This window comes from Neobacillus cucumis (assembly GCF_023715505.1).
The window spans coordinates 13051-26015 of record NZ_JAMBOH010000011.1 but is presented as its reverse complement, the minus strand read 5'-3'; the positions used below and the strand labels follow the sequence as shown (position 1 = coordinate 26015).

Sequence of the window (12965 nt, the reverse complement as noted above, 5' to 3'; positions counted from 1 at the left end):
TCCTATGGTGCATAACTAATATCAAACAACTCCTTATTATACTCGTGTTTTTTTGGTGTCTCAACGTGTTTCCAAAAAATAACCAAGTAGAGGAGGCCGGTTAGTTAATGAACCGGCTTCTTTAAAGACTTTAATTTTTGAAAGGTTCTGTTTACATATAGGAAAAAGAGTAGATAAATGCATAAGGTGAGTAGATAAATCGGGTAGGAGTAGGCGAAATTCCATCTATAATATTTGAACATATTAAATTTTAGACTAATCCATTCCACCAGCATGGCAATAAAGGACCAGCCGAGAATGTACCAAAATAATCGCAGACCACGAATCGACCACTTATCAAAAAAATAAATAAAGAAATACCCAAACGGCGGGTAGATGAACCAGCCAATCCAATCAAACCATTCGTATTTTCCGTAATCATTGATATCATACAAATTAAAGCCTGAGCCCGCTAAAATATGGTCGCTTACTTGAACATAGGCCATTCCGAAGAAAAGAATCAGCAATGTAATGGTGAGCGGAAATCTTTTAGGCAGTTTTACTAGTAATACATAAGCGACAATTAGGGAAATAACAATAAACCATTCATTTTCATCAAATTTATCCGGTAGTAATAACATTAATGTTTCAACTCCTTCAGGACTAATTTTCGAAATAGATAATGAAGGAAGAAGGTGATTATATATATACAAAGCCATTGCGCCAAATCATATGACCAGCTCCAGTTTTTATAGGTGAGCACTTTTAAATACTTTAAGCCACTGTCTAGTCCCACGATTGAAAAGACTGCAAAGAGAATCATTAGAACTTTTGCAGGCTTCGCTTGAACCTTCCTGAGATGATCTAAACTGCAGGCAATGATTAACGGATATAACACGATAAATGAAAGGTAAAAGGTGAACCGGTCCGAACTTGTTTTTCCTAAACCCATTCTGTCTAAATTTAACATGACGAAATCCATGACATTACTGTCTAAGTACATAACTACAAGGAAAATCATCGTCAGTTCTAGCGTATTCAATATTTTGGGCCTAACCGTGCAATAAATAATGGCGATTAAACTAATGGTTGAATAAATGGTAAAAGACATACTGCCTCCCCTTTATCCGACATTTTCATTTATTATGTCCCACAAATTTATAATCATTTGCATCAATTTATGTTTTTGTTATTTATTCATCTTTTCAGGCATAATAATCACATGGACACTTAAGGGAAGATGTGATCACATGAAATTCAAATATCTTGTCATAACCCTTTTCTTAATCGCTCAAAGCTGTTCCGTGAGCTCAAAAATTGGTGTAAGGAATACTGGTGCCCAGACCCAAAAAGTTCAGGAAAAGATTCAAGCTTATCTGCTTTCCAAACATGTCAATGGGAGCATTGCTGTAGTGAAGAAAAATAAGGTGATTTTTAACGAGGGGATTGGTTTAGCCAATCGAGCTACTGGGAGAGTGAACCGGCCTTCTACGACTTTTCCCATCGGATCCGTCACTAAGGTGATTGTAGCAGCCTGTATTTTGCAGCTTCAGGAAAAGGGAAAGCTAAGCACGGAGGATTCCATATCAACGTTTATTCCTAACTTCCCAAATGGCAGCCGTATTAAACTAATTCATTTATTAAACCATACGTCGGGAATAGAAGAGAATCTATTCCTCCATGGAAAATCAAAAGATATGCTGAAAGGGATTAGCGTTAAATTTCCTGCCGGTAAGAAGTGGGATTACAATGATATCAATTATTTCGTGTTAGGACTAGTCGTGGAAAAGGCATCAGGAGAATCATTACATAACTATATACAAAAGAATATCTTAGACAAAGCTTCGATGCATCATTCCGGATTTATAACGAAAAACAGGCCGGTGCCCTTTAATTCGAAAGGTTATATAAAGACGGGGGATTATGCGCTGCCAGTCAATATACTGAATTGGTCCAAGCTATTCGGTTGTGGGGATATCTATTCCACGGCTCTTGATCTATGCTTGTTTGATGAGGCATTACTAAGCGGGAAGCTCCTTTCTAAACGGAGTTTACAGGAAATGCTGACACCTGGATCCCCATCAAAGTATGGAGAAGGTGTCTACATTTACGGCAATCAGGTTTTTAGCAGGGGCGTAGTTGGCGGCTGGGAAACGCTGCATGTATTTTTTAAGGATCATACCATCATGGCGATTTTGCTGAATGTTCGTGATAAGAACATCAATATTCATCAGCTTTCAAGCGATATAAAGAATATCATTCACTAAAACGATTAGCTGCATTGATTGATGAATTGCCGGAGCGGAAAAATTGATCTTGTCACTATTAATTATGAGAAATTAAGTATGAGACAAGTAGGAGAAATTTTAGTCAGTGAGAGTCTTAATATTTAGTTAATAGGGCATAGATGCCCCTATTTTTTTTGGTATTTGTATTTATTTGACAAAATTTTTGGTATTATAGATGTAGTTTGTAAGAAGATGTAGAATTAGAAGGTTTTAGAAAGCCGAAACAAAGGAGAGATCATATGGCAGTGTTAGTAACGGGCGGAGCTGGATATATCGGCAGCCATACATGTATAGAACTGTTAAATGCCGGACATGAAATTATCATCGTTGACAACTATTCAAACAGTAAACCGGAATCCTTAGAAAGAGTAAAAGAGCTTTCAGGTAAGGATTTTGCTTTTTATGAGGTTGATTTGCTTGACCGGAATGGTCTTGAGAAGGTCTTTGCGGAAAATCAAATTGAAGCGGTCATTCACTTTGCGGGTTTAAAGGCAGTGGGTGAATCGGTATCGATTCCGCTTCACTATTACCATAATAATATCACGGGAACACTGATTCTTTGTGAAGTTATGAAGCAATATGGTGTCAAAAATCTGGTCTTTAGTTCCTCCGCAACGGTGTACGGAATGCCGGAACGGGTGCCGATTTCAGAGGACTTCCCGCTAGGGGCTACCAACCCATATGGCCGGACTAAGCTGATGATTGAGGAGATTTTACGAGACTTGTATGTGTCTGATCCCGAATGGAGTATTGCTTTATTACGCTATTTTAACCCAATTGGAGCCCACGTTAGCGGCAGAATTGGCGAAGACCCGAATGGAATTCCTAACAATTTAATGCCGTTCATTACTCAGGTAGCGGTCGGCAAGTTAAAGCAATTACAAGTGTTTGGCAGTGATTACCCAACCGTCGATGGGACAGGTGTCCGTGATTATATTCATGTCGTCGACTTGGCCATTGGCCATTTAAAGGCGCTTGAAAAAATCCTTCCAGTAACAGGCGTGGAGGCTTATAATCTTGGAACGGGTACGGGCTATAGTGTGCTTGAGCTTGTCGCTGCTTTTGAAAAGGCTTCTGGCGTCGAGATTCCTTATAAGATTGTTGATCGCAGACCAGGAGATGTTGCTGTTTGTTACGCTGACGCATCCAAAGCAAAAAATGAGCTTGGCTGGACTGCTGCTAAGGGAATTACGGAAATGTGTGAGGATTCGTGGAGATGGCAGAAAAATAATCCGAATGGGTATGAGGATTAAACCGATTAGAGCAGGAGACAGGACCTAAGATAGGGTAGTGTTTTATGTTAATAAAAATAGATGATTTAACGGGGCCTAAAGCCGCGGAATTGATTCAGGAGTCAATAGGGACTCTGGACCAAAATATAAGTAGAAGAACAAATCAGTAGCCGCCATTTTGATAACAATAAAAACACACTGTGATTTCATATGCGAAATTCAGTGTGTTATTATTGTTGATTTGAACTCAGATTATTTTCAACTAGATCCCTGCTAACTTATTTCTATCAACTGCACAGGGTGGCATTTCAAACCAACCAAGGCGGACCATTAATTCCGCTCCATCATCTAGATAAGTGGCGATTTCAGCTATGAGTCGGGCGTATGTCACCCCTAAATCACGTCTATTACTTGTTGCTAATGCATTCCCATATGAGGCCATTCCTGCTCCATTTAGGTAGAGGAGATGATACAGCATGAGTTTTTCGGAAAAGGGTGAGGTTGTTGAGTCAGTAACCTCAGACTCCCATGTAGATATACTCGAGATATCATCGTCACGCAGGATAGACCCAAAAACCTCTATATGTTTAGCCGCTATTCCTTTACCACGCTTCATAAATACCTTAATTGATTGAGTTTGGCTTACCTGTAAAAATCCAGTTATCAACGCTTTTCCCAGAGAATTTGTTAGCGTATTGTAAAACAAAGTGGTAATTTCTATTGAATTTAATGCTCTTCTATCGCCGAATAATGCATTAAAAAAACTTTCCTTATGAACGTATTCTGCTTTTTTGGGATAAGGGATATAAGGTGGTCGAATATATAATCCCTTTTTCAAAAGAACCTCGATAATTTGATTAAGTTGACTAGTGATTTGTTCTATTGCATAGTTAAACGTCTGACGAACATCATTACGAGGGCAAACAGCAAGAGAAACACTATATGTTGCTAAACCAAATCCCAGCATTTGCTTAAGGTATTCAATAATAAATCGGTCGGTAAATAGTTTGGGTGCTTCCAAATTAACGTCAGCGTTAGTAAAACCATAAGGAATCGGCAATTTTTCCAAAAGAAAATGTTGTTTCACTCTTGATTCCATTGCTTCTGAGAACTCAAATGCTGACTTTACTAATGCTTGGATATCAGAATCTTCTGTTGTTTCTTGAAAATGTTTTAACACGCAACTTGCCATTGAGCTATTTATATATGTAACCCATAGTTGAGACAATTCAGATGATGCCATTTTTATATTTTCACTCATCATTACTGCCTCCCCTTTACCTTTAAGTTCTCTTGCTCTATATATTTTCCAAATTGCTTTCCTGTATACTCAACTTCGACTAAAAAGGAAAATGACGTATGTCAACATACGTCATTTTTATATCATTTATAAAATTTTGGCTGTTTTTCTTAATCAACCTCTACTTTTTTTGCTTGAGTATTGGTGCCATAGACGCCCTTTGATTCGATAAAGCGCTGAATTCGTTTGAGTGCTTCCTGAAGATGTTCCATAGAAGCGGCATAACTGCAGCGGATGTAACCTTCCCCGCTTTCGCCAAAAACATGACCTGGTACAACGGCGACTTTTTCCTGCATTAACAGTTCCTCAGCAAATTGTTCAGAGCTTAAGCCAGTTTGGCGAATGGATGGAAATACATAAAAGGCGCCGCCGGGATTGTGGCAATCGAGCCCCATCCTGTTCAGAGTCTGCACCATATAATTCCGTCTCCGGCGATAGCTGTTCCTCATCGAGATCACTTCATCGTACGTATTGCGAAGGGCCTCAATCGCGCCGTGTTGAAGCATATGCGGCGCGCACATGGTGGTATATTGGTGGATTTTTAACATGACCTCCACAAACTCGACGGGTCCGGCGAGGAAACCTAATCTCCAGCCTGTCATCGCAAACCCTTTGGAAAAACCATTTATAAGAATTGTCCGCTCATACATGCCTTCAATCGAGGCAATACTACAAAATTCTTCATCATAGGAAAGCTCGGCATAAATTTCATCCGAGACTACAAGTAAGTCGTGCTTCTTGATAATGTCGGCGATTTCCATTAGCTCATTTTTCGTTAACATAGTACCAGTCGGATTGTTTGGCGAGCATAGTAAAATGGCTTTTGTGTTTGGTGTAATCGCTGCTTCGATTTGCTCCGGTGTTACCTTAAAGCCGTTTTCCGGAGAGGTGGAAACAGGAACAGGTTTCCCCCCGGCAATCGCCACTAATGGTCCGTAGGAGACAAAGGCCGGTTCGACAATTAAGACCTCATCGCCTTGGTTTAAAATAGCGCGAAAGGCAAGGTCGATACCCTGGCTAGCTCCAATCGTTACGATTACTTGGTTTTTAGGATTATAAGCTACGCCGAACCTTGTGACTAAATAGTTCGTGATTTCTTCCCGTAATTCGAGCAGACCTGCATTTGCTGTGTAAGAGGTATAGCCTTCCTCGAGTGATAAAATGGTCGCTTCGCGAATGCTCCATGGCGTGGTGAAGTCTGGTTCACCCACACCTAGTGAAATAACCCCTTCCATGCTTGCGGCAAGGTCGAAAAACTTTCTAATCCCGGAAGGCTGCAGTTCTATGGCTGTTTGGGATAGATAGTGTGCATGCTCGTGTCTCATGGTGTAACCACCATCCTGCGGTCTTTATCATCATTATCACTTTTAAAAATAACGCCGTCATGTTTATATTTTTTTAACATGAAATGGGTAGTCGTTGAGACGACATTTTCAATCGTCGATAATTTTTCTGATACAAATTGGGAAATTTGTATCATTGATCTTCCTTCGACGGTGATGGATAGGTCATAGGCACCTGACATGAGGTAAAGCGATGATACCTCAGGGAAACGGCCGATTCGTTGGGCTACCTCATCAAAACCGACCCCGCGTTTCGGTGTTACTTTTACGTCGATCATCGCGATGACGTGTTCTTGCCCCTCTACTTTGCTCCAGTCAATTAAGGTCGGATAGCTGATGATAATTTGTGATTGTTCTAATTTTTCGATGGTGGCTTTAACCGTTTCTTCGCTGCACATGGCCATTAAGGCAATGGATTCTATAGGTAATTTATGATTTTCTTCAATGATTTTTAAGATTTCAATTTCTTCACTGTTAAGCTGCATGTAGATGTCCTCCTGTTTCTTTGAACGTTAATTATTGCTAGCTTCAGCCCCTAGGCTTTTTCCCTGACCAAGGCGCTTGCGCTTTTCTCACTTATTGATGATTTTAATCCTATTTGCGATGTCTGTCACGTGATGTTGAAAAAAATTTTGTATTTTTCTGAAAGAGGGGGGAAGCAGAAACGAATGAAGTAATCTCAATAAAGAGTTTCCGTGAGGCTAATTCATCATTTTTTAAATGAAAACGCACTCACATAAAATATGTAAAATCTAATTAAAAAATTGGAGTATAATAGGAAATAGATTCTAGCAACAGGAGTAGTGAACTGTGGAAAAACAAACTAGCAAATATAGATGGGTCGTTTTTGCCTCGGTCTTGTTTACGTATTTTTTAATCGTCAGTCAACGGACAGCACCGGGCTTGATTTCTGACCAGTTAATGAAGGACTTCAATTTAACCGCGGCAACCATTGGATTGCTGACAAGTATTCAATTTTTAGCTTATGCCGGCTTTCAAATACCAATTGGAATTCTATCTGACCGGTACGGGCCGAATTTCTTCCTTATCATTGGTGCCTTGCTGAACGGGATTGGTACCTTAATTTACAGTCTCGCACCAAATGCATTTTTCCTCCTTGTGGCGAGATTATTGGCAGGATTAGGGGATGCCACGATTTGGGTCAACCTCGTCTTGATTTTAAGCCAATGGTTTAAAGTCAGAGAATTCGTCGGCTTACTCGGAATGGCGGGAATGGCCGGAAGCTTTGGTTTCCTGCTCGCGACCGTTCCTTTTTCAGCGTGGATCTCCTTATCAGGCTGGCGCACGCCCTTTTTTATAACAGGGATTGTTTTAGTTTTGAGCGCCGTGCTGCTATACTTTGTACTCGAAAAAAAATCGAAACAGTTATTTAAAAATGATACGGTCAAGGTGAAACAAAAGAAACCGCGCGAAAAAACAATCATCGTGCTGCGGCGGATTTTTTCAAGCCGTCAGGCCTGGGCTGCCTTCTTTTGTCATTTTGGCTTAGTGGGGACCTACGTGGGATTCATCGGTTCTTGGGCGGTTCCTTATGGAATGCATGTGTATGATATGACACGGTCGCAATCAAGTCAGCTTGTGATGCTCGGTCTAATCGGTGCCCTCGTTGGCGCACCGCTGACAAGCTGGATCTCAAGCAGATTCGATTCGATAAAGCGTCCGTTCATCGTGGTACATGTGATTGCGTTTGTCAGCTGGCTCGTTTTATTTTTTAGCGGCAAACCGCCATACTATATGCTCGTCATTATCTTTTTACTGATTGGCTATGGAAATGGTTCCAGTTCGTTAACGTTCGCGGTTGTACGAAAGTCATTTGATATGAAGGAAGTCGGTGTCGTATCGGGCTTTGCCAATACAGGGGGCTTTTTAAGTGCGGTTCTCCTGCCAAGTATTTTTGGGAAGGTATTAGACCATTTCCATACATCGTCCGCAAGTGTTGGGTATCATAATGGATTTATCATTCCAGTTGTTTTCTCGCTTCTCGGGTTAATCGGGGGAATTTTTATTAAAGAAGATCACCAGGAAGCAAAGCAGCCAAGTGAAATAACGGCATAAAAAAGAGTCCGGATTCGGACTCTTTTTTTTTACATCTAGCTCCAGCGCCTGGCCAGGGCGCTTTTCGTTTAGGAAATTATCGCTCGTGGATAACTAACTGTTAATAAAAGGACTGTCAACGTCCAGATCCAGCGCCTAGCACCTAGATGGTCTACAGTCAAGCCGTCCAAAAGGTTAAAAAGCAACCTTTCGGCCGGCTCGTCTTATGCTTGTCTGCGATAGACGGGCGCCTTGCGCTTCTTATTAGAACTGCAAGAATGCTAATTGAATAAAGAACAATACCGCAAACACATAAAGTAATGGATGAATCTCGCGCCATTTCCCCTTCACCAACTTTAAAATGGGAAAAGTGATAAATCCGAGCGCGATTCCTGTTGAAATACTGGAGGTCAGCGGCATACTTAAAACCGTAAGGAAGGCCGGGAATGCTTCATCAAGTTCATTCCAATTAATTTTGGCGATACTGCCCATCATTAAACTGCCGACAATAATCAACGCTGGTGCTGTAATCGCAGCAATTCCCGACACGGCACTAACAAGCGGGCCAAAGAAGGCTGACACCAAGAATAAAACCGCCACAGTTACGGAGGTTAAACCAGTCCGGCCGCCAGCCGCAACACCGGAAGTCGATTCTATAAAAGCGGTTGTCGGGCTTGTCCCCAAAATCGATCCGACCATTGTTGCAATGGAATCAGAGAGGAGGGCCTGTCTGGCACGCGGCAGCTTGTCGCCCTTCATTAACCCGGCTTGATTGGCAACCCCAATCATCGTCCCTGTTGTATCAAAAATCGTCACAAGGATAAACGAAAAGACTACAGCATAAAGACTGTGCCCGATGACATCACCGAAGGCAGTGATAGGATTTCCGATCATCAGCCCTTCCGGAAGAGATGGAAGCGACATGAATCCTTTCGCAAAGGAAAGCTGCCCTGTAAAGTAAGCAATCACCCCGGTAACAATCATCCCGAAAAATAAGGCCCCATTGACTCTAAGAACCATCAAAATTAATGTAACAGCCAATCCTACAATTGCTAAAAGGGCAGAAGAGGAATGCAGATCACCCAAACCTACTAAATTAGAAGGATCAGCGGTAATAATTTTGGTTTGACGCAGGCCGATAAATGCGATAAATAAACCAATTCCAGCGGTAATTCCGTGCTTTAAATTCTCTGGAATGGCCTCAATCAATTTTTCACGAAACGGTGTTAATGATAAGATGACAAAAATAATTCCTGCTACGAACACAGCGGCAAAGGCCGTTTGATAGCTAATCCCCTGGTGGCCGCCGACGACTGAATAAGCAAAGTAGGCGTTTAAACCCATTCCCGGTGCGATGGCAATGGGGTAATTAGCAAAAAGCCCCATCCATAGGGTTCCGACTAAGGCAGCGATGATGGTGGCGGAAAATACCTGTTCAAATGGTACGCCGGCATCGGCTAGAATGACAGGGTTGACGACCACGATATAGACCATAGTGAAAAAGGTTGTAATCCCAGCCATCAGTTCTGTTTTTGTATTAGTATGATTTTCTTTCAATCTAAACATTAGAATCCTCCGAAATACGAACAATTTTTAGCAACTTTACTATAATATTCGTTTTTATTGCGACTATCAAGAGGTAAACTTTATTTTTTCCTATTTTGACTTAGGCTAAGTAGGGTTATTGTCATAAAAATTTTAAAGTTAGCAAAAGAAAAGCCCCTCATCATAGTGATGAAGGATCATTCCAAAAAATTATTCGGCAATAATAAACGCATCGGTAATGCCTGTCCGCTTCAGCTCGTCTAAACGGTCTTCCGCATTTTCCCGGTTGGCATAGGCCCCTGCTTGTACACGATACCAGGTTTGACCGGAAATCGTGACTGTAGTCACAAATGAATCAATTCCCTTAGAGGAAAGGAAGGCTACCCGTTCATCGGCGTTTTCTCTTGCTTGAAACGATCCGGCAATGACCTTGTATAGGGTGCCTGTCCCAGGATCGGCCGGTTTTCTTTTAAGATTGAACGCGCTCGCAATCCCGTTGGCATGGCCTTGGGCCACGTTTTGACGCCAGCTGGATTGCTTCATTAAAGCAGCGTCATGGGAATTATCGATAAAACCATTTTCCGATAATAGGGACGCCATGTTCGATTCACGTAAGACGTGAAAGTTGGCTTTTTTCTGGCCGCGGTCTTTTAATTGATTTAATTTCATGACCTCAGCATGAATGATATCCTGATATTTTGCCGAGGTGGATGTGTCTGAGAGGCCGCTGTAAATATAATCTTCATATCCTTGGGCAGACCCTCCGCCGGCATTGATGTGGATCGCCAGATAATAGTCGGCGCCCCAGCTGTTTGCCTCATTGGTCCTTTCACTCAAGCTTTTCGTGATATCGGTCGTCCGGCTCATTTTTATTTCAATATCTTGATAGTTATTGAGTAAGATGGACCGCAATTTAAGGGCAATATCTAATGTTACGTCTTTTTCGTTTAAACCACTCCCTTGGGCCCCAGGGTCATTACCTCCATGGCCTGGATCCAAATAAAGTTTCATCTTATCTCCTCCTTTATAAAAGTGCATTCAAATCATCATATGGGATAAGCTGTCATCGGGCTTGTGCATTTGCCATTAAACACAAAAAAAGCCAACTTCAATTAGTTGGCTAAATTTTACAAACATACCCTTTTTAAAATAATTCAGAATATAAAAATTGGTTAAAAATATTAATTGACGTCGGGGATAGAAATGTTATATATTTTATCATATTGATGTTAGGAAATATAACATGGAGGTGTTTCCATGAAGAAAATAGAGGCAATCATCAGGCCCGAAAGGCTCACTGAGACAATTAAGGGTTTAAAGAGTATCGGCATCACAGGTTTTACCGTTTCTCAGGTAGTGGGACGAGGAAAACAAAAGGATACAAAAGGTGTGTATCGCGGGAAAAATTATCAAGTGACGCTGCACCCTAAAGTGAAATTAGAAATTGTTCTTTCCGATTATTTAGTGGAATCCACGATTGAGACGATTGTAAAGGCGGCACAGACCGGAGAAGAGGGCGATGGGAAAATCTATGTTTATCCGATTCTAGAAGCCTATAACATTCGGACGGGGAAATTTGATGATGATATTGATGATCTAGTAAACCGGGAGGAGGGACTATAATGGTACTGACGTATATCAATACAGTTTGGATTGTTTTGGCAGCGGCAATGGTATTATTTATGGAGGGAGGATTTAGCTTACTGGAGGCCGGATTTGTCCGAACGAAAAATGCGGTGAATGTGACCATGAAAATTTTCGTTGACCTAACGATAGGAGCCTTGGCGTTTTGGGTGGTTGGATTTGGTGTTATGTTCGGGAAAGATGCCTTTGGATTCATCGGGACCAATTTGTTTGGAAGTCCTGAAAAAATCCACCTTGCTGTTCATTTGCCTAGTACCGCCTTTGTTCTTTTTCAAATGGGTTTTGCGGTTGCGAGCATATCGATTATTTCAGGCGCAGTTGCCGAGCGCATGAATTTCAAAGCCTATGTGGTAACGGCAGCACTCATCTGTATTGTGATCTATCCTATGAGCGGCCACTGGATCTGGAATAGTGACGGCTGGTTAGCTAAGCTTGGGATGAAGGATTTTTCGGGTTCGGCGGCGATCCATGCGGTCGGCGGCTTTGCGGCATTGGCAATGGCGAAATGGCTCGGGCCGAGGAAAGGCCGGTTTAATTCCGATGGCAGTGTGAATGTATTTGCGCCAAGTAACATCCCGTTAGCTTCGGCAGGTGCCTTTATTCTTTGGTTTGGATGGTTTGCTTTTAATGCCGGAAGTACATTGGATGCATCGAGTCCTGCGCTTGCACCGGTTGCGATTAATACGATGCTTGCTGGCGCGAGCGGCGGTTCAGCTGCCTTATTTTTAACGATGAAAAAATTCGGTAAAGCAGACCCGAGTATGACGATTAATGGTGTGTTAGCAGGATTGGTTGCCATTACGGCAGGGTGTGCGTATGTTTCGGAATGGTCTTCTGTTATCATCGGAGCGGTTAGTGGTATATTGGTCATTTATGCTACGCTTTTTGTTGATTATTTAAAGGTAGATGATCCAGTTGGCGCCGTGGCTGTTCATGGTTTTGGCGGGATATTTGGAACGATTGCGGTTGGATTGTTTGATAAAACGGACGGTTTATTGACAACTGGTCATGTTTCACTCCTCCTTGTTCAGCTATTAGGCGCGGTTGTTGTAATGGCTTGGGGTTTAATTGGCGGGACGTTTATGGCGAAGGTATGTGAAAAGACGGTTGGCCTCCGCGCTACTGAGCGAGAAGAAGAAGAGGGCTTGGATATGTCTTACCATGGCATTCCGGCGTATAACGAGTTGGAGCGGTTTACGGATATCCCGGCGAGCTTGTTCAATTTTGAAGAGACAACAGGGATTACGGTAGCTCCGCCCTCTGCTACTAAAGTAAAAACAGGGGATTCATTTTAAGAAGAAGGCTGGATTCATTGGGATCCGGCCTTTTTTTGTGAGAAAGTATAAAAGTTTTTAACTTTGAGAATTGTCTAGCTCCAGCGCCCTAGCAGCGAGACGCCTTCGCTCTCCGCCCTACGATAGGTCAACATCGAATCACTATCGCTCTTCGTGTTTCCTTTATCTCAGTTGGAGCGCTCCAGGCCATACGCCGATGACCAGGGCGCCTCCGCTTTTCTTAATTGGTAGGTAAATATTGTTAATACCTCGATGTGAGCTGTTTTTTTTGAATAATGTTATAA

General features: G+C 41.9%; 12 protein-coding genes. 5 read left to right on the top strand and 7 right to left on the bottom strand.

Annotated elements, in window-relative coordinates:
- Positions 1-104: 104 nt before the first annotated feature.
- Together M3226_RS16590 and M3226_RS16585 are read right to left on the bottom strand one after the other, a co-directional pair.
- Positions 105-620, bottom strand: coding sequence for a hypothetical protein (locus M3226_RS16590; RefSeq protein WP_251566988.1), 516 nt, complete (start codon positions 618-620; stop codon positions 105-107).
- Positions 620-1090 (bottom strand): hypothetical protein, encoded by a 471-nt coding sequence (locus tag M3226_RS16585; RefSeq protein ID WP_251566987.1) that lies wholly within the window; start codon positions 1088-1090, stop codon positions 620-622. Before M3226_RS16585 ends, M3226_RS16590 begins: the two co-directional genes overlap by 1 nt.
- A 139-nt stretch (positions 1091-1229) precedes the next feature.
- Between M3226_RS16585 and M3226_RS16580 the strand changes: the two genes are divergently transcribed.
- Positions 1230-2246: a serine hydrolase domain-containing protein gene (locus tag M3226_RS16580; protein WP_251566985.1), complete on the top strand. Its 1017-nt coding sequence runs from the start codon at positions 1230-1232 to the stop codon at positions 2244-2246.
- A gap of 260 nt (positions 2247-2506) precedes the next feature.
- Complete coding sequence (gene galE / locus M3226_RS16575; RefSeq protein WP_251566983.1) at positions 2507-3520, top strand: UDP-glucose 4-epimerase GalE; 1014 nt, start codon at positions 2507-2509, stop codon at positions 3518-3520.
- Between the two features lie 241 nt (positions 3521-3761).
- Here galE and M3226_RS16570 read toward each other — a convergent pair whose 3' ends face one another.
- From M3226_RS16570 to M3226_RS16560, 3 genes are all read right to left on the bottom strand, one after another.
- On the bottom strand, positions 3762-4763 hold the full coding sequence (locus M3226_RS16570; RefSeq protein WP_251566976.1) for a DUF3231 family protein: 1002 nt from the start codon (positions 4761-4763) through the stop codon (positions 3762-3764).
- Positions 4764-4909: 146 nt separating this feature from the next.
- Entirely contained in the window at positions 4910-6124 is a 1215-nt protein-coding gene (locus M3226_RS16565) for an aminotransferase (protein ID WP_251566974.1), read from the bottom strand.
- Complete coding sequence (locus M3226_RS16560) at positions 6121-6627, bottom strand: Lrp/AsnC family transcriptional regulator (RefSeq protein WP_251566972.1); 507 nt, start codon at positions 6625-6627, stop codon at positions 6121-6123. The genes M3226_RS16565 and M3226_RS16560 overlap by 4 nt, the downstream gene beginning before the upstream one ends.
- A gap of 325 nt (positions 6628-6952) precedes the next feature.
- Between M3226_RS16560 and M3226_RS16555 the strand changes: the two genes are divergently transcribed.
- Positions 6953-8218, top strand: a complete 1266-nt coding sequence (locus M3226_RS16555; RefSeq protein ID WP_251566970.1) for an MFS transporter — start codon at positions 6953-6955, stop codon at positions 8216-8218.
- Positions 8219-8461: 243 nt separating this feature from the next.
- On the opposite strand, the gene M3226_RS16550 is transcribed toward M3226_RS16555, so the two are convergent.
- Entirely contained in the window at positions 8462-9763 is a 1302-nt protein-coding gene (locus M3226_RS16550) for an NCS2 family permease (protein ID WP_251566968.1), read from the bottom strand.
- A gap of 189 nt (positions 9764-9952) precedes the next feature.
- Entirely contained in the window at positions 9953-10753 is an 801-nt protein-coding gene (locus M3226_RS16545) for an N-acetylmuramoyl-L-alanine amidase (protein WP_251566966.1), read from the bottom strand.
- Between the two features lie 246 nt (positions 10754-10999).
- On the opposite strand from M3226_RS16545, the gene M3226_RS16540 reads away from it, so the two are divergent.
- Positions 11000-11365: a P-II family nitrogen regulator gene (locus M3226_RS16540; protein ID WP_251566964.1), complete on the top strand. Its 366-nt coding sequence runs from the start codon at positions 11000-11002 to the stop codon at positions 11363-11365.
- Positions 11365-12681, top strand: coding sequence for an ammonium transporter (locus tag M3226_RS16535; RefSeq protein ID WP_251566962.1), 1317 nt, complete (start codon positions 11365-11367; stop codon positions 12679-12681). The genes M3226_RS16540 and M3226_RS16535 overlap by 1 nt, the downstream gene beginning before the upstream one ends.
- Positions 12682-12965 lie beyond the last annotated feature (284 nt).